The following is a 24,756-nucleotide window of genomic DNA, read 5'->3' as shown; positions in this document are numbered from 1 at the left end:
TCAGGCGCCGAACTGTTCCAGCAGGCCACGCGGCGCGTCCTCGGCGAAGCAGGTCAGCAGGCTCTGCGCCGCACTGTTCGCCGATTCCTTGCTACGGGGGAACAGCTCCGTCTCGTACTCGGCCAGCGCGCGTTCGGTGTCACCGGGATGGCGGGCCAGGGCCAGGGCGAGCTCGGCGCCGTCGAGCATGGCGAGGTTGGCGCCCTCCCCGGCGAAGGGGGACATCAGGTGCGCGGCGTCGCCGAGCAGGGTGACGCCCGGCACCCGCGCCCACGAGTGGCCGACCGGCAACGCGTGGATCCGCCGGGGGACCAGCTCGCCCTCCGCTTCGGTGACGAGCGCACGGAGCCGGTCGGACCAGCCGTCGAAGTGACTCAGCATCTCGGTTTTCGCCGCTGCACGGTCGGTGAAGTCCACGGTGTCGGTCCAGGTTTCGGGCACCCGCAGCGCGACGTAGACGTGCAGACTGCCGTCCGGCTCACGGTGGCTCAGCATCCCGCGACCGTCGCCGAGTGCGAAGGTCATCCCGCCGCCGAGCAGGTCGGCGCTGTCCGGGTGTTTCGCGTCCGCGTCGTGGAGATCGAGCTCCACGAACGAGATCCCGGTGTAGCCCGGCCTGGCGTCCGACAGCAGTGGCCGGACCCGCGACCACGCCCCGTCCGCGCCGATCAGCACGTCGGTGGTGAACGAGCTGCCGTCCGCGAGGGTGAGCTCGTGCCGCCCGTCCCCGAGCGCCCGGGCGGCGGTGACTTTCGCGCCCCAGCGCACGGTGCCTTCCCGCAGGGAGCCGAGGAGCAGGTCACGCAACCGCCCGCGTTCGACCTCCGGCCGATCGCCACCGCCATCGTCGTCCGGATCGGCCATTTTCAGCACCGCATGCCGGTCGTAGACGCGCGTTTCCTGACCACCGGTCTGGATCAGGGTACGAAATTCGTCGTACAGCCCGGCCGCCCGCAAGGCGACCTGCCCGGAGTCGGCGTGGATGTCGAGCATCCCGCCCTGCGCCCGAGCGGACGGCGAAGCGTCGAGATCGAGCACGGTGGCGTCGATGCCCCGCACCTGAAGAACACGAGCGAGCGTCAGCCCGCCCAATCCCGCGCCAACGATGGTGATCGTCATGGTGGTCACTCCCTTTGTCCGGAGGGTCCTGGCCGGACCCGGTGGTGATGGAGTCAGCTTAACGAACGCGTTCGTTACGAACAAGTTCGTTGAAGCGTGGGATGACGGAGGTCACGGTTCGGCTCCGGACGTGGTTTCGCGGACAGGCCGGGCCGGAGAGACCTGGCCGACTGGGGCGGCCGGTGATAAACCGGCGCGGGAGTCAAGTCGCGCATGGTATTTCGCGTTTCCGGAAGCCGGAACTTGCGAGTGGACGTCATACCTGCGTTGATCACCGGCTGTTTCAGTCAGCGGCACCGGCTTCACCCATTCGTGGCATAACCGATGATGATCTTCGACCGCTAGTGTTCCCGGTAACCCGCTCGCCGGTGACATTCCCCCCGACCAGGCGGCGGGCCAGGCCCCCTGGTAGTCACCCCTTCCGCGCCCAGGGGGCCACCATTTTCCCCGCCGCTCGGTGGGGCGGGGAGGGAGCGCCAGGGGGTCGGCGACTCGGTGGCGTCACCCGGATGGTCGCGACCCAGATCACCGTGTGCGACCGGAACATCCGGCGCGGCAGATCGTTGTACTGGGTGTCGGTACGCGGGTGCCCCCGGGCCTCACCCCTTGCCCTCCAGGAATACCGGTCCGGCCGGAGCCTGGTCGAGCCTTCCGCCGCGAGGCGGCCCCCGTACCGGCGCACAACCACCCGTCGCGCGCGAACCTCCCCCCAGCGCGCGGCGGGATCCGGTGCTCCTGCTCGCCGTCGCCCGAAACCCCCAGCGGCGCGACGGAGAGCGGGAGCACACCTCCACCACAGCAGCGATTCCCCGGCCCCAGCCCGGGCGCAAACGCGAGATTTCTTCACTCCGACCGAGGGGACCGAACGCGAGGCCCTCCGTCCCGAAGAACGAACGCGAAGAGCCTCCGGCTCCGGGAACGGACACGAGAACCCTCTGACCCCGGGGACCAACGCCGGAATCCTCCGACTCCGGGACCGAACGCGACTCCGAGCACCAACGCCGGAAACCTCCGACTCCGAGACCGAACGCAAGAACCCTCCGCCCGGGGACCAACACCAGCCCCCGTCCCCGTCCCAGGAACCCGACAACCTCCGACTCCCGTGGGCGAACCCGAAAAGCTCTCGCCTTCGGCCGCCGGGCACGGCCGCGGGAATTTTCCGAAGCCACGTCCGGTTGAACAGGAGTGCCGGTGTGGTGCTGTCCCCGGGCCGCACCCACTGCCTTCCGGGAACACCGGTCCGTCCGGAGCCCGGTAGCGCCATTCGCCGCGAGGCGACCACCACACCGGCCTTACCGCCACCCCGTCCGCCGCGGCAGCCTCCCCTATCTGCCCGCGGGCGGGAACATGTGCCCCGCGTCCCGGGCCCGCACCCGGGCCGGGGCACCCGCCGCCCGGTCCGCCGCGCCGCGACCCCGACGCCCGCGCGGACCGGGAACCGTGCTCCCGCCCGGCCGCGCACACCACCGCCGTGGCCGGGCGGGAGCACCGGCGGACCCGCACCGCGTCAAGAATATCCACTGTGGACGGACACTCCCGTGAACCACCACGCGGCACGGCTGTCCCCCAGGAGTGAACGGGCGAGCCCCCGACTGCCAGCGCCTCACAGTGTCGACGCCCCCGGGTACCGACGCATCAAACTCCCGGCGCCCCCGCGACTTACGCCTACTTGCAGTCCCCGAGGGCCGCCTCACCGACGTAAAGCCCCCGACGGCCCCCTCACGCCCCACTCTCCGGTACCACGCCGGCGGGCCAGGCGACGGCATCCCGCAGCAGCCCGAGCATTCCGGACACCAGCCGCATCTGGTCCACCGTCCGGATGTCCGCCTCGAGCAGGCCGGGAGAGCACACCAGCACCGCGACCGACTGGGCGCGGGACAGGGCGACGTTCAGCCGGTTGCGGGAGAGCAGGAAGTCCAGTCCGCGCGGGAGATCCACCGCCGACGACGACGTCATGGTGGTCACCACCACCGGGGCTTCCTGCCCCTGGAACCGGTCCACGGTGCCCACCCGCACGTCGCCGAACCCGGCATCGGCCAGGGCCCGCGTCACCACCCTGGCCTGCAGATTGTACGGCGCCACCACGAGGAAATCCGCGTCGGCCAGCGGGCGGCCCTGCCAGCTGCGCCCGTGCAGTGCCGAGATCACCGACACCACCTCCGCCGCTTCCTCCACCGAGCGTGTCGTGTTCCCGCGATGCTCCACCGACGCCAGGTACAGCCCGGAGGCGAACCCGTCGATCGAACGGTCCGCCGACGGATGCGCGTGCAGCAGCCCGGCGTAGGACAGCCGGGAGACCGGGGCGCAGACCGCCGGATGCATCCGCCGGGTCTGGTCCAGGAAATAGCCCAGTTCCGGCGGGATGATGTCCGCCTCGCCGATCAGGTGCCCGAGCGCCGAGGCCTCCGCGCCCGCCGGGTGCGTGCCCTGCACCACCTGCGGCAGCTGTTGCGGATCGCCCAGCAGCACCAGGTTCTTCGCGCACGTCGACACCGCCAGCGCGTCGGCGAGGGCGAACTGGCCGGCCTCGTCGATCACCAGCACGTCGAACGGCTCCTCGCGCACCGCGGCGTTCGCGAACGTCCACGCGGTGCCGCCGACGAGGTGCCCGGCGTTGCGCTCTTCCCGCCAGCGCACCAACGCCGTGGTGGTCTTCGGCTGCTCCCACGGCGCCGACGGGTCCGGCGTCCGCTTCGCACGCTTGGCGCACTCCAGCGAAGGCGCGTTGCCCAGCGCCGCGGACAGCACGTTCTCCACGGCCTTGTGACTGTTGGAGGTGACCCCGACCGTCCGGCCCGACCGGACCAGGTGCGCGATCAGTTTCCCGGCCAGGTAGGTCTTTCCGGCGCCCGGCGGCCCCTGTACGGCGAGCACCGAACCGTCCAGTTCGTCGACCGCCCCGATGACCGTGGCCACGACGTCCTCGCCCACCGCGGGCAGACCGTTGCGGAGCCGGGGCGTGCGGCGCAGCAGATCGAGCCCGGGGTGAGCAGGCAGAGTGGGCAGCGCCTCCCCGGCCAGCCGCGCCAGGTCAGCGACAGCCTCGTCCTTCGGTGACGGCCGCACCGGGCTGCCCGGCAGCACCGCCGCCGGCCGGTCATTCGCGGTGCGGTCGGGCGCGCAGCTCTCCTCGACGGTGATTTCCACCGCCGACGCGGACACCACCTTCGCGTCGCGGGCATCGGGGCCGTAACGCAACCGCACGGCGTCCCCCGGCGCGAACGGATGCGGCCGGTCCGGATCGCAGGTGATCACGAGCGTGCGCTTCGCCGTGCGCAGCCGGCCCGACGGGGGGACCCACTCGCCGGCGCTGACCGACACCGGTACCGCGCAGGTGGTGTCCACCTCCAGATCACCGACCGGAGCGGCGAGCTGGCGGAAGAACTCCCACCACGCCGGGTTCGTCTCGCGCCGGTGGTATCCGACGGACGCGGCCAGCAGCGCGCGGGCCCGGTCGTCGGGGGTGAACTCCGCCGGATCGTCGGGCAGTCCCTCCAGCAGTGGATCGACCAGCGCGGCCATCGCCGCCGCACGTTCGGTCCGTCGCGCCGCCGCTTCGTCCTCCTCGGTACGCCGCAGCAGTGCGTCCACTTCGGACTCCGGCTCCGGTTCGGCGAGTTCGATGCCCGCTTCGGCCCGTACCCGGTGAAGGAACTCCAGCAGCCGCCACGTGGACACGCAGTCGTACTCGTTGTAGTCGGCGATGCCTTGCAGCACTTCGGCGGCGTGCTCGGCGTTTCCGGCCGAGGACAGCGTCAGGTACTCCTCGTACGCCTCGATGCTCGACACGGCCGTCTGCACGTCACCGTCCCGCGCATCCGGCATGTACAGCGGTTCGAGGTACTTGATGGAGTACGACCGCTGCCCCACCCGCAATGCTTTGCGCACCACGGCGTACAGGTCGACCATCGCGCCACTGCGGACCAGCTCGTCGACTTGTTCCTCGCGAGTACCGTGCACCGCGGCGAGCCGCTTGATGGCCGTCACCTCGTACGGTGCGTAGTGGTAGATGTGCGCAGCGGGGCTTTCCTCGAGGCGGGCCACAGCGAAGTCGATGAAGTCCTCGAAGGCGCGCTTCTCCTGCGCGCGCGAGTGCGCCCAGAACGGCGTGAACCGCTGATCCGGCGTCACCGCACCGAAGAGGTACTCCAGCCCGGTGCCGGCGAGCGCGTACGGATCACCTTCCATGTCGAAGAAGACGTCACCCGGATCGGCAGGCGGCAGCTCGGCCAGCGCCGCCGGATCGATGATCTCGTAGGCCGGCTCACCGGTTTCGTCCTGCCGCACCTGAATCGCCGCCTGCGCCCGCAGCGTGCCGAACGTACCCGCGGACATGTCGCGTGGCCGGTCCTCCTCCGCCGCCACGGCGAGCGCGTCGATCGTGGCGAGCCCCGCGGTCACGAGCTTGCGCCGCTGCTCCCCGCGCATGCCGGCGACCAGCGACAGGTCACGGTCGGCTTCGCGGGCGGACGCGCAGTGCCGCGCGAACCCGCATCCGGTGCACGCCGGACGTTCGTCGGCCCAGATCCGCTGCGGCAACCGGGCCGGACGGGCGAGCAACCGGCTGCGCAGGCGGTCGAACAGCGGCAGGAAGTCATCGACTCGCAGGCTGTGCATGCTGCCGTCGCCGAGCAGCAGGTGCATGTCCGGGCCGGACGGCCAGCCCGCGCGGCGCAGCGCGTCGGCGTACGCGGTGAGCTGCACGACCGCGGCCGGCTTCGCGTGCCGGGCGAGTTTGGTGTCGTAGACCTCGTACCGGCCCTGTTCGTCGCGCAGCAGGAAATCGGCGCGGCCGGAGAACTCGCCGTCGTGGAACACCGCCTGATACACCACCGGCGCGCCACCGCGCAACGCCTCCGCGGTCGCCTTCGCCGCGATGACCGGGTCCTGCTCGTCGATCTCCACCACGTGCCGTCGTTCGGCACGCAACCGGCCGAGCGTGGCCGCCTCGTGCGCCCGGCCGTGCTTCACCGCCAGCTGGTCCGGCCCGGATCCGGGCCGCGGCGCACCGGGCAGCCCCGCGGCCAGTGCCTGCTTGAGGACGCTCCGGTGCTCGCATTCGAGCAGGTCGGCGAGATCGGACGGCGTGTACATCGCCCGGCAGTCTGGCACGTGCCCGCGCCCGGCCCGCCGAGGCGCATCCCGACACGCCGCCCCGCCCCGGGCAACGGCGGGTCGGACAACACCGAGCCGGAAGCCGGGATGGCGTGCGGGAGGAATTCATCGGAAAAAGGCGGCGGCCATCCGGTTGATTTCGGATGGCCGCCACCGGCGGAATCGCATTCTGGATTCGTCCGATCACGGTCGGCGAATTCGATCTTCCGTTCCGAGTGTTTTCCGGTACCAGCCGGCCGCCTCGGCGAGCCGCACCGGCAGGCCCGGTCCGGGCGGCACCCCGGTGACCGCCCAGACCCGGTCGCTGGCGTACCAGTGATCGCGGGTGAGCAGGGACCACTGGTGCTCGGTCAGCCACGGCAGTGCCGCCCGGGTCCGCGCGCGGTGCTCGTCGAGCGACAGATCCTTGGCGGGCAACGGCAGCCCCAGCAGCCCGCACACGGCACCGGTGAGCGTGCGCATGCGAACCGGCCGCGGATCGGCCACGTGGAACACCTCCCCCGGCCGCCCGGCCCCGGCGTCCAGCGCGAACGCCGTGATCACCGAGGCCAGGTCGGGCAGCGCGACGATCGACGTCCGCGCCACGCCGCCGCCGGCCCACGCCGGCACCGCCCGCAACCACCGCACCAGGGCCGGGACGACGTGCTGATCCCCCTCGCCGTACACCAGGTGCGGCCGCAGCACGATCCCGCCGGACGAAAGCACCAGGCGTTCCCCGGCGAGCCGGCTCCGGCTGGCAGCCGATTCCGGGCCGACCTCGAGAGCCGCCCGCTTCCCGGGCCCGCCGGAGACGTCCGCGACCGGGCAGGCTGCCCTCGCCACGCCCGGCGCCGCCCCGCCACGAACCTTCTGACCTGCAGTTCCACCAGCCGGCGCCGAGATGCTCGCGGCACCGGGCGCGGCCGGCACCCTCGCGCCCGGCCGGCCGGAAAACCATGCCGGTGCGCGGGGTTCCGGGGCCGCCCGGTGTTCGCCGTCCCGGTAGACCGCGCAGGTGCTCTGGTGCACGATGCGCCGGGTACCGGCCCGGTGCGCCTCGGCGAGCAGACGGGCCGTGCCGTGCTCGTTCACCGCGGCGCAGTCCCCCGCCGTCCCGGTGATGCGGACCGCCAGGTGCACCAGCGTCGAAACGCCGGTGCACAGGCCGGTCAGCCCGGACGCGTCGGCGAGGTCGCCCTGGTGGACGCGCACTCCCGCGGCACGCGCCCACTCCGGCACCGGCCCGCGGGCCAGCACCCGGACCCGGGGACCGGCGCCGCGCGCGAGCAGGGCGCGCAGCACCGCCGTACCGGTGAATCCGGTGGCCCCGGTGACCAGGATGTCGCCACCACCGGGCGTCATGACACCCGCATCGCCAGCGTGCCGGTGGCCGCGGCCCGGCCGTTCTGCTCGAGCGCCACCCGCACCACCCTGGCCCCGTCCGAATCCGGTTCGAGTTCGTCCGTGACCACGCGGCATTCCGCGTCGAACTCCAGGTAGGACGAGAACGAGAACTCCGCGCGCACCGGCAGCGCGTGTGGCTCGCCGATCGTCAGCAGGGCCGCCTGCCGGGCCGCTTCCAGCACCACCATGCCCGGCAGGTGGTCCACCGAGTGGTCGAACAGCACCGGATGCTCCGGGTCGGCCCGCACCAGCCAGGTGCCCGGCTCCGGCGTGGCCGCGAGCAGCACGTCCTCCCGGCGATCCCGGCCGACCAGCTGCGGTTCGACCGTGGACAGCCGCGGCGCCTGGAACGGCGTGGCCGCGAAGTGGTCCCCGCGCAGCCGCCGGTAGACCGCGGGAGACACGATCCGGCCGGACTCCGACGCGGTGCCGATCAGCACGCCGTCGCGGAAGCAGCCGAACTCCAGCCGCGTCCCGCCCAGGTGCTTGCCCCGGTAGGTGACGTCGTGCGCCGTGGCCTGCAGGACCACTTCCACCGGCGAACCCTCCGTCGCCATTCCGGCCGCGTCGAGCGTGTAGCTCTTGCTGTCGGAGATGAAACTGTGGCTCAGCGGAACGCCGTAAGCGCGGTGCGTGATGAGGATCGCCGCCTGGCGGATGGTTTCCAGGTACAGCAACGGATCGTGCACCGAGCCGGTGCGCGGGCCGAAGAACCCGTGCCAGCGCGGCCACTGCGCGCCGACCTCGAACCGGCCCGAGGAGACGATGTTCAGATCGGTGACGAAGACTTCCGAGACCGCCGCGCGGTGCACCAGACTGCGCGGGATGGTCCGCTGGAAGTCGACCGAGCACGCGCCCGGCACCTCGTCCCGGGTGGTGGTGAAATTTCTTCCTGCCGATTCATGAAGCAAACTACCGACCATGTCGGTCCCTCCCAGAAAATTCTTCCCCAGTTTTCCCCAGTACCCCCAGACACTTTCTAGCGGAATTCCCGCGACAAAACCATACCTACCTACCGGTTTTTTTCTCTGGCCTCACGGCGGGTCGCCGGGTAGACTCAGCCGGTGGCGAAGGTCCGCACCGGGCCGGCCGGTGGAAAGGAGCGTGTGGTGCCTCGGCAGGAACGCGCGGAGCAGACCCGCAAGGCCATCCTCGACGCGGCGGCCTCGCGGTTCGACGAGGTCGGTTTCCTCGGCGCGAGCCTCTCGGACATCCTCGCCGAGGCCGGCGTCACCAAGGGAGCGCTGTACTTCCACTTCCGATCCAAGGAGGAGCTGGCCGACGCGCTGATCCAGGAGCAGTTCGACCTGTCGGGCACCGGTGGTCTCCTGCAGGCGCCCGGGCTGCAGTCCGCGATCGACTGGTCCCACGGCATGGCCCGCGGCCTGCGCACCGACGTGCGGGTGCGCGCCAGCATCCGGCTCGTCATCGAGCAGGGTTCGTTCATCACCCCGGCAGGCAACGCCTACAAGGAGTGGATCGACGTCGCGGACGCCTGCTTCATCGCCGGGAAGGCCGCGGGCGACCTGCGCAAGGAGGTCGTCACGAACGAGCTGGCGCAGTTCGTCGTCTCGTCCTTCACCGGGATCCAGCTGAGCTCGCAGGTGCTCACCGGCCGCACCGACCTGGCCGAGCGCGTCACGTTCATGTGGTCGCTGCTGCTGCCCTCGATCGTGCCGCCGCGCCGGGTGCACCGCTTCGACCCGGCCGGAACCCAGCACCCAGCGGACTGACCGGAGGTCCGGCGCCTGCGGACCGGACCGGGCTTCGGTGACCGGCGCACTGGACCGGTCTTCGGTGACCGGCGGGTTGGCCCGACGTGCGGCGACCTGCGGACTGACCCGATCGCCGCGCCAGCAGACTGTCCCGGCAGTCGGCGACCAACGGCACCGCTCGCCAGCACCCGGCAGACGGACCCGAGGTCCAGCGACCTGCGGACTGACCACCGGCACCCAGCGAACTGGCCCGACACTCAGCGATCTGCGGACGGGCCAGGTCTTCAGTGACCGGCGGACCGACCCCGGCCACCAGCGACCAGCATCCCCCCTCACCGCCACCCGCCGGACCGACCCCGGCCGTCAGCGACCTGCACACTCCCCCGGCTCCAGCGACCGGCGGACCGACCCGGCCACCAGCGACCAGCATCCCCACTCACCGCCACCCGCCGGACCGACCCCGGCCGTCAGCGACCGGCGGACCCGTGCGCCCGTGCCCCTGTTCGTGACTGTGCCTGCGCTGTTTCGGCCGGTTCGATCACCCGCCACAGTTCGGCCAGTGCGCGTACCAGGTCCGTCTCCGGCGGGATCGTGCCGCCGGCCGCTGCGGTTTCCAGGCCCAGGCAGGTCACCACCACCAGCAGTGCGGCCGTTTCCGGGCGCACGCGCGCGCCCAGTTCGCCGGCCGCGTGCGCGGCGGCCACGTGCCCGCGCACCTGCTGCAGCCAGGCCCGGGTGAAGGCGGCGAACCGCGGATCCTTCGAGCCCATCTCCCGCGCGAGCCGGAAACCCGCGCCCACCTTGGCATCCGAGTGCAGCCAGCCCATCAACGCACGGCTGAGCTCGGCGAGCCGGCGCAGATGCGGTGCCGGACCGCGCGCCGCGGCACGGGCGACGTGCGCGCGCAGCACCGCGACCGCTGCCTCCTGCACCTCGTCGCAGATCTCGTCCTTCGAGGAGAAGTGGAAGTACAGGCCACCCTTGGTGACGCCTGCTTCACGCGCGATGTCCACCATGCTCGTGGCCGCGTAACCGTCCCGGTGCAGCAGTACGGCCGCGGCGTCCAGCAGCAGGAGCCGCGTCTGCTCCGCACGTGCCTGTCTGGTCACGGTCGTTCTCCATCTGCTCAGGCCGCCGAGGACATGATTCGGCCCCTGCGTCCATTCGATCTTTACATACCAACCGCCCGGTTTACAAGAGATTTCCGGGCTTCACCAGCCCCGGAACGGTATTTCAAGATCGAAACAGACCAACCTCCCGGTTTTTGCTTGAAAACCGACCTCCCGGTTTGGTACGTTGCCGTAGTGGACCCGGGCACGTAGACGGGCGGCGGCGACTGGGGGCGCCGCCCGCGCCGAGTCCGGCGAGAGACACCGGAGGTCACGGCATGTTGAACTACGAAATCCTCGGGCAGCTCAGGATCAGTGGCCGGCCCGGGGTCTGCGCTCCTCGGGCCCGCAAGGTCGAAACGCTGCTCTCGGTGCTGCTGGCGAAGAGCAACCAGGTGGTCACCACCGAACATCTGATCGGCGAGATCTGGGGTGAACATCCGCCGGCGCGGGCCAGCGCGGCGCTCTACGTGTACGTCTCGCAGCTGCGGAAGCTGCTGCGGGGCAGCACCGAGAACACCGGAGACGCCACGGAGAACTCCGCAGAGAGTCCCGTGGTCACCAGCCCGCGCGGCTACTCGCTGCACGTCAGCGTCGACGAGCTGGACGCCGACCGCTTCACCCGCCTCTACGAGCAGGGCCGCGCCCTGCATCACGACCGCAGCTACGGCCAGGCGGCGAACGTCCTGCGCGAGGCCACGAGCCTGTGGCGCGGCCCGGTGTTCGGCGGCTTCACCGACTCCCCCGACGTCCAGGCCTACGCCGCCCTGCTGGAGGAGACGCGGCTGGAGTGCCTGGAACTGCTGATGGAGACCGAACTGCTGATCGGCAGGCACCGCGAGGTGGTGGGCCAGCTGTCGGCGCTCGCGAAGGAGCACACCCTGCGCGAGACCTTCTACGAGTACCTGATGACCGCGCTGCTGCGGTCGAACCGCCGAGCCGAGGCACTGGAGACGTTCGCGTCCGCCCGCCAGAACCTGGTCCGGCAGCTGGGCATCGAACCCGGCAGCTCGCTGCGCAAGCTGCACCACAGCATCCTCGTCGGCGAGATGTCGGACGCGGTCTGACCCGGCCCGCGTCCCCGTCGGACGGCCCGGCTCCGCCACCCGTGGAGCCGGGCCGTCCTTCGTCGTGCGGACAAGACGGCGCCACGGCAGCGGCCCGGCTTCCGCGGAAGCCGGGCCGCTGCTGTCACAGAGCAACCGAAGTCAGCTCCGGTACACCGACACCACCGGGCTGCCGCAGGACACCGGTTCGCCGTACCAGCCGCCCCACCGGCTGTCGAGGGCGAGGCCGGCCAGTTCGGCCATCAGGTCGAGCTCCGCGGGCCACACGTAACGCAGCGGGAGCGATCCGCCGGCCAGCTGGACGATCTGGCGGACGCAGTCCACCGACTCCACGCGGCGGTCCGCGGTCCAGCACGCCGGATCCGGATGCCGGCCCTGCACCACCAGTGCCCCGCCGGGGCGCAGCAGCCGGCTGTAGCGGCCGATGGCTCGCAGCTGGTCGCGCTGGTCGGGCAACCGCGACAGGACGTCGGCGCCGAGATAGCCGGCGTCGAAGCGCGGTCCGGGTTCCAGGTGCACCTCGTAGCCTTCGCCGGCCAGCGCGTCGGCGACCGGGCCACCGCCCGGGACGAGCACCCGGCCGCCGGCGCGGCGGGCGACCCGGTCGGTGACCTCGGACAGGAAGGCGACCGCGCCGGCCGGATCGTCGGCCAGCGGGGCGAGCCACGCGTCGAGCGCGTCGGCCGGCTTCTCCAGGATCCAGGTCGGCATCACGCCACCTCTTCTCACGCAGTGATCCGGTTTCTCCACGCAGAGTGCCGGAACGATCTAAAGCCGACCTTGCGGAACAGGGGTTGTCCCCAGGCCGGTGAACGCGTGAAGGCCTCCTGCAGGGATTCCCCGCAGGAGGCCTTCACCGACGACGGGCAGCGGTGCGAAGCCGAGGGGTCAGCCCTTGGCCCGCCGCCGGAACTTGCGCGTGGCGAGGACCGCGGCGATGGCGGTGAGCGCACCCCACCAGACCAGCGCGAGCCAGGCCGTGCCGCCGACCGGGGTGCCGTTCATCAGCGCACGCTCCGCGTCCATCAGCACCGTGAAGGGCTGGTTGTCCACGATCACCCGCAGCACACCGGGCATCTGCTCGGTGGGCACGAGCGCACTCGAGGCGTACGGCACGAACACCAGGATCATGCCGAGACCGCCCGCGCCTTCCACGGTCTTGGCGACCGAGCCGAGCAGGACCGCGAGCCAGAACACGCCGGCGGAGAACAGCACCAGCAGGCCGATCGCGCCGAGCCAGCCGAGCAGCCCGCCCGCCGGGCGGAAGCCGATCGCGAAACCGAGCGCCACCATGATCACGAACGAGACGCAGCTGCGCAGCATCCCGGCCGCCACGTGCCCGACCAGCACCGCCGGGGCGGACATCGGCATCGAGCGGAACCGTTCCACGAGGCCGTTGGTGAGGTCGGCGGCGACCCCGACCACCGTCGTGGTGGAGTTGAAGCCGATGCTGACCGCCAGCAGGCCGGGCAGCAGGTAGTCGATGTAGGTCAGGCCGCCGGTCACGTTGATCGCCGGGCCGAACATGAACCGGAACAGCAGCAGCAGCACGACCGGCAGTGACACCGCCTGCAGCAGCATCTCCGGATTGCGCGTGATGTGCTTGATGTTGCGCCCGATCAGCACGCGGTAGTCGGACAGCACCAGGGAAAGCGAGGCACGCGAGGGCGGTTCGGGGAGCCGGGTCCCCTCGGTCTCCCTCGACAGGGTCTGGGTCATCAGTGGTCTCCCGCGGTCGAAGTCAGGGTGTGGAACACGTCGTCGAGGGTGGGTTCGGACAGCTCGAGGCCGGTGGTCTCCAGTCCGCCGTCGGCGACCTGGTTGAGCACTCGCCGCACCTGGGCCGGGTGGTCGATCGCGACGCTGACCGTCTCCGCGTCCAGGAGCCCGCCGGTGATCCGCTGCGCCCGCGCGGCCTCGGCGCCGGTGGCGAAGGTGAGCTTGAGCCGTTCGGTGCCGACCTGCCGTTTCAGCTCCCCCCCGGTGCCCTCGGCCACCACGTGTCCCTTGTCGATGACCGCGATCCGGTCGGCGAGCTGGTCGGCCTCGTCCAGGTACTGCGTGGTGAGCAGAATCGTGGTGCCGCCGTCGAGCAGCGCCCGGATCGCGTCCCACATCGCCGCGCGGCTGCGCGGGTCGAGACCGGTGGTGGGCTCGTCCAGGAACAGCACCGACGGCGAGGTGATCAGGCTGATCGCCAGGTCCAGCCTGCGGCGCATCCCGCCGGAGTACGTCTTCACCGGGCGGTCGGCGGCCTCGACGAGTTCGAACTGCTCGAGCAGTTCGCCGGCACGCACCTTGGCCCGTCCCACCGGCAGGTGGAACAGCCGGGCCATCATCACCAGGTTCTCGCGGCCGGTGAGCAGCTCGTCGACCGCGGTGTCCTGGCCGGTGAGGCCGATCTGCTCGCGGACCTGGCGGGTGCGCCGGGCGACGTCGTGGCCGTTCACCGTGACCGTGCCGCCGTCGGCTTCCAGGAGGGTGCTGAGGATCCGCACCGTCGTGGTCTTGCCGGCACCGTTGGGGCCGAGCAGCGCGAACATGGTGCCCCGCTCGACGTTCAGGTCGACGCCCTCCAGGACGTCCACGTCGCCGTAGGACTTGCGCAGCCCCCGCGCTTCGATTGCGTAGCCGGTGACCATCGGGTTACCTCTCCTCGTTCGGGTCGAGCGGGAGGGCGGGCGCCACGCGTCGGGGAGCCGGCCCGGGAAACTTTCTTTTACCAGTGGGCCACAGCGCCCGCGCGGGCGGCAATAGTGGCCGGGTGCGGCGGGAACATAGGGGTGGGGTCCCCTCCGCACCGGGTGCTCTAGTCATCGTCCCCGCCGCCGATCGCCATGGAGATCAACGCTTCCGCGTCGAGTTCGTCGATCGTGCCGGCGTCCACAGCGGACGGTTCGAACTCGTCGGCGGCCTGCTCCGGCAGGCGGACACCGGCCAGCTCCAGCAGGCCGTCGAGCAGTCCGGCGGAGCGCAGCCGCTCGAGCGGGATCTCCGAGAGCGCGTGCCGGACGTCCTGTTCGGACAGTTTCGTCTCGGGTTCCGCGGTCTCTTCCGGAGCCAGCTCGGCCACCAGGTGCTGCGCCAGTACCCGCGGGGTCGGGTAGTCGAAGATCAGGCTCACCGGCAGTTTCAGGCCGGTGACGAGACTGAGCTTGTTGCGGAACCCGGTGGCCGACAGCGAATCGAAGCCGACCTCGTTGAACGAGCGGTCCGGCTCCACCGCTTCCGGACCGGCGTGCCCGAGCAGTGCCGCCGCGTGGGTGCGCACCAGGGTGAGCACGGTCGGCACCCGTTTGCCCGGCGGCAGGCCGGTGAGCTTCTGCGCCAGCGACTCGGTGTCTTCCACGGAGTCCTGTGCCGCACGACGGCCGGGGCTGCCGGCAAGCGCGCGCAGTACCGCCGGAAGGTCGTCGTCGCCCGAGGAGGCGAGCACACCCGTGTCCAGCGCGATCGGCACCAGCAGTGGTTCGGCCGCACCGGCCGTCGAATCCAGCAACCGGAGACCATCCTCAGTAGACAGTGCGGTGATGCCGGTTTCGCTGATGCGATGCGCGTCCGCACCTTCGATCGCCGAGCCCATACCGCCACCCCACAGGCCCCAGGCCAGTGACGTGCCGGGCAGGCCTTCCTGCCGTCGGCGGGCCGCCAGCGCGTCGAGGTAGGCGTTCGCCGCGGCATAGCTGCCCTGTCCCGGCGCGCCGAGCACGCCGGCAGCCGAGGAGAACAGAACGAACGCCGTGAGGTCGAGTTCCCGGGTCAGTTCGTGCAGCGTCACGGCGGCGTCGACCTTCGGACGCAACACGGCGTCCAGCCGCTCCGGGGTGAGCGACGTCAGGATTCCGTCGTCGAGCACGCCGGCTGCGTGCACCACAGCACGCAGCGGTACCCGGATATCCCGCAACAGCGCGGAAACCGCGTCACGGTCGGCCACATCGCAAGCCGCGACAGTGACTTCGGCACCGAGTCCGGTCAGCTCGTCCCGCAGCTCGACCGCACCCGGCGCGTCGATTCCGCGACGGCTGACGAGCAGCAGGTGCCGCACGTCGTGTGCGGTCACCAGATGCCGGGCGACCGCACCGCCCAGCGCACCTGTCGCGCCGGTGACGAGCACTGTGCCGTCCGCATCCCACACCGGTGCGGTGACCGCGTCGGCCGCGCGCTGGAGCCGGGGAACCAGCACCGCACCCGCCCGCAGCGCGACCTGCGGTTCGTCCGCCACCGCGATGGCGGCCAGGGTACGGCCGGTCGGGACGCCGGTGCCCAGGTCGACCAGCGTGATCCGGCCCGGGTGCTCGGCCTGCGCCGACCGCACCAGGCCGGCCACCGCGGCTCCCACCGGATCCGGGTTCTCCCCGGCTTCGACCGCCACCGCACCCCGGGTGAGCACCAGGAGCGATCCCTCGGGCCGGGCCAGGAACCCTTGCAGCTGACCGAGTACGCGGTGGAGTTCGGCATGCACGTCGTCGCCGACCGCGGGCAGCACGAGCAGGCCGGACGCGTCGCCGAGTTCGGTCACCGCGGCCGCGCCGAGCGATTCGGTGAGACCGAACGGGTCATCCCCGGCCACGGACCACTCCGTCACCTCGGCGACCGCGTCGAAGTCGGTCTGCTCCCATCCCAGCCGGAACAGCGACTCGGCACCGCCGGGCTCGGCGGCTTGCGGGACGGCGGACATCGGGCGCAGCAGCAACGAGTCCACCGAAACCACCGGTGCACCGGCACCATCGGCCACAGTCAGGGAGACCGCGCCGGAGCCGACCGGTGTGACGTGCACCCGCAAGGTCGTGGCGCCGACCGCGTGCAGCCGCACCCCTTCCCAGGCGAACGGCAGAGCCGGCTCGTCCCCGGCCGCGCCGGACACCCCGATCGCGTGCAAAGCAGCGTCCAAGACCGCCGGATGAATGCCGTAGCGGTCCACATCGGACACCGGAGCCGGTAGCCGGACTTCCGCGAAAGCCTCGTCACCCTTGCGCCATGCGGAGACGAGACCCCGGAACGCCGGTCCGTAGACCAATCCTTCCGCGGCCAGCTCCTCGTAGGTGCCCTGCAACGGCAGTTGTTCGGCACCGGCGGGCGGCCACGCGGTGAGACCTGCCTTCTCCGCCTTGCCCGCCTTCGCGAGCCGGCCGGTCGCGTGCCGCGTCCACGCCACGCCCTCGGCCGCGCCTTCCGGTCGCGAGTGGACGGTGAAGCCGCGGCTGCCGTCCTCGGCCGCGTCGAGGGCGAACTGGACTCGCACGCCGGTGCGTTCCGGCACCACGAGCGGGTACTCCAGGGTCAGCTCGTCCAGCCGCGGGCAGCCCGCCTCGTCTCCGGCCCGGATCGCCATCTCGACGAACCCGGTCCCGGGGAAGAGGATCGAACCGCCGACGACGTGGTCGGCCAGCCACGGCTGGCTGCCCACCGAAATCCGGCCGCTGAACAGTATCCCGCCGGTGCCGGCGAGGTGCACCGCGGTGCCGAGCAGCGGGTGACCTTCCTGCCCCGGCGAGGAGGCGGTGCTCTCCAGCCAGTACCGCTGCCGCTGGAACGGATACGTCGGCACAGCCACCGGACGGGCACCAGTGGGCTCGTAGACCGCCGCCCAGTCGACGTCGACGCCGCTGACGTGCAGCTGAGCGACGCCGGTGAGCGCGGCCATCGCCTCGTCCTGCTCCTTGTGCAGCAAGGCGGCGAGCACGAGACCCTCCGGACGTTCATCCACACAGGACTCGGCCATCGCGGTGAGCGTGGTGTCCGGTCCCAGCTCCAGGAATCGGCTGACGCCCTCGGCCATGGTGTAAACGATCGCGTCCCGGAACCGCACTCCTTCCCGGACCTGACGCACCCAGTACTCCGCCGAGGACAGGTCCTCGGCCCGCGCACCGGTGACCGTGGAGACGATCGGAATCCGCGGTTCGGCGTAGGTCAGTCCTTCCGCGACAGTGCGGAAGGAGGCCAGCATCGGCTCCATCAGCCGGGAATGGAACGCGTGCGAGACCCGCAGCTGCTTGGTCCGCTCGAACTTCGCCGAGACCGTCGCGACCGCTTCGGCCGGGCCGGAGATGACGACTGCCTGCGGTCCGTTCACCGCGGCGATGTCCACAGTGCCGTCGGCCGCTTCCGCGACAGCTTCCGCGGTCGCGTCGATCGCGGCCATCGCGCCACCGGCGGGGAGCGCCTGCATCAGCGCGCCACGGGCGACGACCAGCTTCGCGGCATCGGCCAGCGAGAGCACCCCGGCGCAGTGCGCCGCGGCGAGCTCGCCGATCGAATGCCCGGTCAGCACGTCCGGTTTCACACCCCACGATCGCACCAGCCGGAAGAGCGCGACTTCCAGCGCGAACAACGCGGGCTGCGTCCAGCGGGTTTCGTCGAGACCGTCGCCACTGTCGATCACCTCGCGCAGCCGGCGGCCGGGTTGCGGGTCAGCGTCGAGTTCCGGGTGGCCGCCAAGGTGGCGGTCCAGCTCGGCGCACACCTCGTCGTAGGCCGCGGCGAACACCGGATACCGCGCGGCCAGCTGCGCACCCATCCCGGCCCGCTGCGAACCCTGGCCGGAGAACAGGAAAGCGGTCCGTCCGGCCGCGGTGGCGATGCCGCTGACCACTCCGCGGGCTTCCTCCTCGTCGACCAGCGCCGCGAGCCCCCGCACGAACTGTGGCGACCGGCTGCCGATCAGCACCGCGCGCCGTTCGAACGCACTGCGCGTGGTCGCCAGCGACAGGCCGATGTCGGCGAGGCTTCCTTCCGGCTCCTCGTCCACGTAGGACATGAGCTGTTCGGCACGTGCGCGCAGGGCCGCCGAGCCGCGCCCGGACACCGGCCAAGCGACCGGGCCGTCGAACTCCGGGCCGCCCGTGGCGGCCACGTCCCGGCGATCGCCCTCTTCCAGGATCACGTGCGCGTTCGTGCCGCTGACCCCGAAGGAGGAGACACCGGCCCGCCGGGTGTGCCCGTTCGGCAGCCACTTCACCGGCTCGGCGAGCACCCGCACCGCGCCCGAGGACCAGTCGATCTCCGTCGACGGCTTGCCGACGTGCAGGGTCGCGGGCAGTTCACCGTGCCGCATCGCCTGCACCATCTTGATCACCCCGGCCGCGCCTGCGGCGGCCTGGGTGTGCCCGATGTTCGACTTGACCGAGCCGATCCACAGCGGACGGTCTGCTTCGGCCTGCGCACCGTAGGTCGCCAGCAGCGCCTGCACTTCGATCGGGTCGCCCAGTCTGGTCCCGGTGCCGTGCGCCTCCACCGCGTCCACATCGGACGGAGTCAGCCCGGCGTCGGCCAGCGCGGCGCGGATCACCCGTTGCTGCGCGGGACCGTTCGGCGCGGTGAGGCCGTTGGACGTGCCGTCGGAGTTGACCGCGCTGCCCTTCAGCACGGCGAGCACCGGGTGACCGTTGCTGCGCGCGTCGGAAAGCCGTTCCAGCACGAGAATCCCGACGCCTTCGGACCACGTGGTGCCGTCGGCGTCGTCGGAGAAGACCTTGCACCGACCGTCCGCGGCCAGCCCCTGCTGACGGCTGAACTCGACGAACGTCTCCGGTGTCGCCATCACCGTGACACCGCCGGCGAGCGCGAGCGAGCAGTCCCCGCCCCGCAGCGCCTGCGCCGCCATGTGCATGGCGACCAGCGAAGACGAGCACGCGGTGTCCACGCTGACAGCGGGACCTTCCAGCCCGAGGGTGTAGGCGACGCGGCCGGTGACGATCGATCCGGCGCTGTTCGCGCCGACGTAGTCGTGGTACTGCACCCCCGCGTAGACCCCGGTTGGACTGCCCTTGAGCGAGACCGGGTCGATCCCCGCCCGTTCCAGCGCCTCCCAGGAGGCCTCGAGCAGCAGCCGCTGCTGCGGGTCGATCATCGGCGCTTCCTTCGGCGAAACCCCGAAGAACGCCGGATCGAAGTCACCCGCGTCGTAGACGAACCCGCCTCGCGCGACGTAGGTCGTGCCGGGGCGGCGGCCGGCCGGGTCGAGCAGACCGTCGAGGTCCCAGCCGCGGTCGGCCGGGAAGTCCCCGATGCCGTCACGTCCCTCGGCGACCAGCTCCCACAGGTGTTCGGGCGAGGTGACGCCACCGGGCAGCCGGCAGGCCATGCCGACGATCGCGATCGGCTCGTCGGAGGCCGCCGCGGTCACGGTGACCGTCTCGGTGGCGGTCCCGGCCAGCTCGCCGAGCAGGTGCGCGGCCAGCGCGGACGGGGTGGGGTGGTCGAAGATCAGCGTCGCGGGCAGCCGCTGCCCGGTGGCCGCGGTCAGGCCGTTGCGCAGCTCGATGGCGGTCAGCGAATCGAACCCGAGCGACTGGAACTGGGCGCTCGGCTCGATCTCGTGCGCACCGCTGTAGCCCAGGACGGTGGCGGCGTGGCCACGCACCAGATCCAGCACCGCGTCCTGGCGGTCCTCCTCGGGCAACGCGATCAGCCGGGCGGCGAACGAATCGGCCGGGGCGCTCGCGGCACCCGCGGCCACCCGCCGTGGTGTCCGGCCGACGAGCTGGTCCAGCGTCCGCGGCAGCCGGTCGAGCGTGCGCAGGACCGGCAGGTCGAGCTTCGCCGGCACCGCGGTCGGCTGACGAACAGCCAGCGCGCGATCGAACAGCTCGAGTCCTTCCGCGGTGGACAGTGGGACTATCCCGCTCGAGCCCAGCCGGTGCACCTCTTCGTCGGTGAGCGTGCCACCCATTCCGCCGACCTCGCCCCAAAGACCCCAGTCGAGCGACAGGCCGGGCAGGCCGTGCGCGACCCGGTGCGAGGCGAGCGCGTCGAGGAACGCGTTGGCAGCCGCGTAACTTCCCTGTCCGGGTGCGCCGAGCACACCGGACACCGAGGAGAACAGCACGAACGCGGACAGCGCGGTGTCCCGGGTCAGTTCGTGCAGGTTCAGTGCGCCGTCGACCTTCGGGGCGAGCACACGCCCGACCCGCTCCGGCGTGAGTGCGGTGACCACACCGTCGTCGAGCACACCCGCGGCGTGCACCACCGCGGTCAGCGGGTTCTCCGCCGGAATCGCGGCGAGGACTTCGGCGAGCGCGGCCCGGTCGGCGACGTCGCACCGCGCGAGCCGCACGTCGACCTCACGCGCCCGCAGGTCTTCGGCCAGCTGTTCCAGTTCGGGGGTGCTGCGGCGGCTGACCAGGACCAGGCGGCGCACGTCGTGCTCGGTGACCAGGTGCCGCGCGAGCTTTCCGCCCAGCGCACCGGAGGCACCCGTCACCAGCACGGTGCCGTGCGGGCAGAAGTACGGCCGGTCCAGCTCCGGGGTGGTCCGGACCAGCCGTGGCACGAGCAGTTCACCGAGCCGTACCGCGACCTGCGCCTCGCCGGAGGCCAGCACCTTCGGCAGCACGGCCTCGACGCCGGCCTCGCCGTCGAGATCCACGAGCACGAAGGCGTCCGGGTTCTCCTCCTGCGCCGAACGGACAAGACCCCAGGCCGCCGCGGCCGCGAGGTCGGTGACGTCGCCACCGGCCGGGACCGCACCGCGGGTCACGACTACCAGCCGCGCGTCCTCGGGGTGGTCCTCGGCAAGCCAGTTCTGGAGTGCGGCGAGAACGTGGTTGGTGATGCGGTGGGTCTCCGCCGCGGTTCCGGATTCACCGGTGACGTCGAGGATCTCGGCACCGGACACGTCGGCCTCGGCGGCCGGCGCGGTGACTCGCTGCCATTCGACGCGGTACAGCGGCGCGGTGTGGTCCGCCGCGACCGGTGTCGTGAACGCGCGGAACACTGTCTCGGCGACGGTGGCCACCGGAGCGCCGGACGGGTCGGCGAGGGTGATCTCGAAGCCGTCCTCCGTGGTCGGCGCGAACCGTACCCGCAAGGCGGACGCACCGGTGGCGTGCAGTTCGACGCCAGTCCAGCAGAACGGGACGCGGCCGACCCCACCGTCCCCGCCTCCGGCGACCCGAAGGGCGTGCGTGCAGGCGTCGAGCGCGGCCGGGTGCAGGCCGAACCGCTCGGCGTCGCTGTCCTCGGGCAACTCGACCTCGGCGAACACCTCGCGGCCACGGCTCCACACCGCACGCAACGAGCGGAACAGCGGACCGTAGGTCAGTCCGGTGTCCGCGAAGTCGTCGTACAGGCCGTCGATCGCGACCGGTTCGGCATCGGCGGGCGGCCATTCCGTCAGCCCCACGCCACCGGCCCGCGACTGTGGAGCGACGCTGCCGCTGGCGTGCAGAGTCCAGTCCGCATCCGCTTCCTCGGGTCGCGAGTGGACAGACACCGGACGGACGTCGCGATCCCCCGCCGCACCCACCGTGACCTGCAGCTGGATTCCGCCCCGGGCCGGCAGCACGAGCGGGCTGCCCAGGGTCAGTTCCTCGATCCGGCCGGCGCCGGCCTGGTCACCGGCGCGGACCACCAGCTCGAGGAACGCGGTGCCCGGCACCGTCACGACGTCGCCGAGCCGGTGTTCGGCCAGCCACGGGTGGGTTTCCACGGACAGCCGGCCGGTCAGCACGACACCATCGGTGCCGGCGAGCGCGACAGCCGCGCCGAGCAGCGGATGCCCTGCGGAGGTCAAGCCGGCGGCCGCCACCTCGTCCCGGTTGGCGCGGGCGTCGAGCCAGTACCGGTTGCGCTGGAAGGCATACGGCGGCAGATCGACCCGCCGTGCGCCGCGGCCGGCGAAAACTGCGGCCCAGTCCGGCACGAGACCACTCACGAACAGTTCAGCGAGTGCCGTCAGCGCCGTGTCCGGTTCCGCGCGGTCCTTGCGCAGCACCGGAACCACCAGCGCGTCGGAATCCTGCCGGACCAGCGCGGACAGCACCGCGTCCGGCCCGACCTCCACGAAACGGGCGACGCCATGGCCAGCGAGAGTGCGGATGCCGTCGTGGAACCGCACCGCGGCGCGGACTTGACCGACCCAATAGTCTGCTGTGGACAGATCGCCATCCGCTGTGGACACCACTGGGATCTCGGGCTGGTGATACGTCAGTCCGCGGGCCACCGCCGCGAACTCGGCCAGCATCGGCTCCATCAGCGGTGAATGAAACGCGTGCGAGACCTTCAGCTTGCTGGATTTGCGGTCCGCGAACCGCGCCACCATCGCGTCGACCGCACTCCGGACGCCGGACAGCACCAGCGAAGCCGGGCCGTTGATCGCGGCGATGCTCACCTCGTCGGTGAGGTGCGGCGCGACCTCGTCCTCCGTCGCCTGCAGAGCGACCATCGCCCCACCCGAGGGCAGTGCCTGCATCAAGCGGGCCCGCGCGCCGACCAGAGCGGCAGCGTCCGGAAGGGACAACACCCCGGCGACGTGCGCCGCGGCCAGTTCTCCGATCGAATGCCCCAGCAGATAGTCCGGCTTGATTCCCCACGACGCCAGCAACCGGAACAACGCCACTTCGACCGCGAACAACGCAGGCTGGGTATAACCGGTCTGGTTGATCAGACGCGGTTTTTCGAGGATGACTGTCTTCAGGGGACGGTCGAGATGGCGGTCCAGTTCGGCGCACACCTGATCCAAGGCGTCGGCGAACACTGGGAACGCGGCGGCCAGCTCGGCACCCATACCCGCTCGCTGCGCGCCCTGTCCGGAGAACAGGAACGCGGTCAGCCCTTCCACGGGTGCGCCGGTGATCAGGCCGGGTGCCGACGTCCCTTCGGCCAGCGCGGCGCGCGCCAGCTCGACGTCGTCGGTCAAGACGACCGCGCGGTGCGAAAGCGGCGACCGTGAAGTAGCGAGCGAAAACCCCAAGTCCAGTGTGGAGTGCGCGCCGACAGGCAGCTGAGCGGCCTGGGCACGCAGCGCTCCGCTGCCGTGCCCGGACAACGGCAGCGGCACCGGAACGTTCTCGGGCCAGCTCGGTGGCACGGCTTCGGTCGCCTCGGGTTCTGGTGCCTCCTCGAGGATGAGGTGTGCGTTGGTGCCGCTCACCCCGAACGACGAGACTCCGGCACGGCGGGGACGCTCCCCCGCCGGCCACGGACGTTCGGCACGCAGCAGCTCGACCGCACCGGAGTCCCAGTCGACCTCAGTGGACGGTTCGGTGACGTGGAGGGTCTTCGGCAGCAGGCCGTGCCGCAGCGCCTCGACCATTTTGATCACTCCGCCGACCCCGGCGGCGGCCTGGGCATGACCGATGTTGGATTTCAGCGAGCCCAGCCACAGCGGGCTCCCGCCACACCGGTCCTGTCCGTAGGTGGCGAGCACCGCCTGCGCTTCGATCGGGTCGCCGAGCGTGGTCCCGGTTCCGTGCCCTTCCACAGCGTCCACTTCGGACGCCGACAGCCGCGCGTTGGCCAGCGCCTGCCGGATCACGCGTTGCTGCGAAGGACCGTTCGGCGCGGTGAGACCGTTCGACGCGCCATCGGAGTTGACCGCCGACCCGCGCACCACCGCGAGCACCGGGTGACCGTTGCGCCGGGCGTCGGAAAGGCGCTCCAGCAGGACGGTACCGGCACCTTCGGCCCAGCCGGTGCCGTCCGCGCTGTCGGAGAAGGCCTTGCACCGCCCGTCCGAGGCCAGGCCACGCTGGCGGCTGAACGCCAGGAACGGGCCCGGTCGCGACATCACCATCACGCCGCCGGCCAGGGCGAGCGAGCAGTCCCGCTGCCGCAGGGACTGCACCGCGAGGTGGATCGCGACCAGCGAGGACGAGCACGCCGAGTCGATCGTCACGGCCGGGCCCTCCAAGCCCAGCGCGTACGCGATCCGCCCGGAGATCACCGAGCCGGCATTGCCCGTGCTGAGGTAGTCCTCGACTTCGCCGGCCAGCACCGAGGGCGGCAGCTCGTCGTAGTAGTCCTGGCCGCCGCTGCCGACGAAGACGCCGACCGGCTGCTTCGCCAGCGAATGCGGGGCGATCCCGGCCCGCTCCAGGGTCTCCCAGGCCAGCTCCAGCACGATCCGCTGCTGCGGGTCCATGGCCAGCGCCTCGCGCGGCGAAATGCCGAAGAACGGCGCGTCGAACTCACCGGCTTCGTGCACGAAGCCGCCCTCGCTGACGTAGCTCGTGCCGGGACTGTCCGGATCGGCGTCGAAGAGCCGGTCCAGCGCCCAGCCGCGGTCGGACGGGAACGGCCCGATCGCGTCGCCACCGCCGGCGACCAGCCGCCACAGGTCCCCGGCCGAACGCACGTCACCCGGGTACCGGCAGCCCATCGCCACGATCGCGATCGGCTCGGACTCCGCGGCCTCGACCGCCCGCAGCCGCGCCCGGGTCTCCTGGAGGTTGGCGGTCACCCGCTTCAGGTAGTCGACCAGCTTGCTCTCGTCGGTCATCTTCTTCTCGTCAGACATGAGAACCTCTT

At 71.5% G+C, this 24,756-nt stretch carries 10 protein-coding genes and 1 pseudogene; 2 read left to right on the top strand and 9 right to left on the bottom strand.

The genetic code is table 11. The annotated features are described in order from the left end of the window. The 4 genes from BJY18_RS32245 to BJY18_RS32230 all read right to left on the bottom strand — a co-directional run bounded on the left by BJY18_RS32245 (position 1) and on the right by BJY18_RS32230 (position 8,540). Positions 1-1,119, bottom strand: a complete 1,119-nt coding sequence (locus BJY18_RS32245; RefSeq protein ID WP_184783638.1) for an FAD-dependent oxidoreductase — start codon at positions 1,117-1,119, stop codon at positions 1-3. A gap of 1,719 nt (positions 1,120-2,838) precedes the next feature. Then, the gene (locus tag BJY18_RS32240) at positions 2,839-6,213 is read right to left on the bottom strand and encodes a TM0106 family RecB-like putative nuclease (RefSeq protein WP_184783637.1); all 3,375 of its coding nucleotides are present in this window, start codon (positions 6,211-6,213) and stop codon (positions 2,839-2,841) included. Between the two features lie 204 nt (positions 6,214-6,417). After that, entirely contained in the window at positions 6,418-7,575 is a 1,158-nt protein-coding gene (locus BJY18_RS32235) for an NAD-dependent epimerase/dehydratase family protein (protein WP_184783636.1), read from the bottom strand. Beyond that, positions 7,572-8,540, bottom strand: a complete 969-nt coding sequence (locus tag BJY18_RS32230) for a ScbA/BarX family gamma-butyrolactone biosynthesis protein (protein ID WP_184783635.1) — start codon at positions 8,538-8,540, stop codon at positions 7,572-7,574. Before BJY18_RS32230 ends, BJY18_RS32235 begins: the two co-directional genes overlap by 4 nt. A 186-nt stretch (positions 8,541-8,726) precedes the next feature. Here BJY18_RS32230 and BJY18_RS32225 point away from each other — a divergent pair, with 186 nt between their 5' ends. After that, a complete protein-coding gene (locus tag BJY18_RS32225; RefSeq protein WP_184783634.1) occupies positions 8,727-9,350 on the top strand; it encodes a ScbR family autoregulator-binding transcription factor in 624 nt (207 codons plus the stop codon). A 449-nt stretch (positions 9,351-9,799) separates the two neighbouring features. On the opposite strand, the gene BJY18_RS32220 is transcribed toward BJY18_RS32225, so the two are convergent. Next, positions 9,800-10,441 carry a ScbR family autoregulator-binding transcription factor gene (locus BJY18_RS32220; protein WP_312874034.1) on the bottom strand — a complete coding sequence of 214 codons (642 nt, stop codon included), beginning with the start codon at positions 10,439-10,441 and terminating at the stop codon, positions 9,800-9,802. 278 nt (positions 10,442-10,719) lie between these two features. Between BJY18_RS32220 and BJY18_RS32215 the strand changes: the two genes are divergently transcribed. Beyond that, on the top strand, positions 10,720-11,508 hold the full coding sequence (locus BJY18_RS32215) for an AfsR/SARP family transcriptional regulator (RefSeq protein ID WP_184783633.1): 789 nt from the start codon (positions 10,720-10,722) through the stop codon (positions 11,506-11,508). Between the two features lie 141 nt (positions 11,509-11,649). Here the strand turns inward: BJY18_RS32215 and BJY18_RS36460 are convergent, their stop codons facing one another. The 4 genes and pseudogenes from BJY18_RS36460 to BJY18_RS32195 form a co-directional block, all read right to left on the bottom strand. After that, complete coding sequence (locus tag BJY18_RS36460; protein ID WP_221458057.1) at positions 11,650-12,219, bottom strand: class I SAM-dependent methyltransferase; 570 nt, start codon at positions 12,217-12,219, stop codon at positions 11,650-11,652. A 177-nt stretch (positions 12,220-12,396) separates the two neighbouring features. Next, positions 12,397-13,227, bottom strand: coding sequence for an ABC transporter permease (locus BJY18_RS32205; protein ID WP_184783632.1), 831 nt, complete (start codon positions 13,225-13,227; stop codon positions 12,397-12,399). After that, positions 13,227-14,150, bottom strand: a complete 924-nt coding sequence (locus tag BJY18_RS32200; RefSeq protein WP_184783631.1) for an ATP-binding cassette domain-containing protein — start codon at positions 14,148-14,150, stop codon at positions 13,227-13,229. The genes BJY18_RS32205 and BJY18_RS32200 overlap by 1 nt, the downstream gene beginning before the upstream one ends. Positions 14,151-14,317: 167 nt before the next feature. After that, a pseudogene (locus BJY18_RS32195) lies at positions 14,318-24,724 on the bottom strand (SDR family NAD(P)-dependent oxidoreductase); the annotation flags it as partial. Positions 24,725-24,756 lie beyond the last annotated feature (32 nt).

Origin of the sequence: Amycolatopsis jiangsuensis (assembly GCF_014204865.1) — a bacterium.
Taxonomy (GTDB): Bacteria; Actinomycetota; Actinomycetes; order Mycobacteriales; family Pseudonocardiaceae; genus Amycolatopsis; species Amycolatopsis jiangsuensis.
Note: the sequence above shows the minus strand (reverse complement) of the source record. Positions and strands in the feature narration are given on the sequence as shown.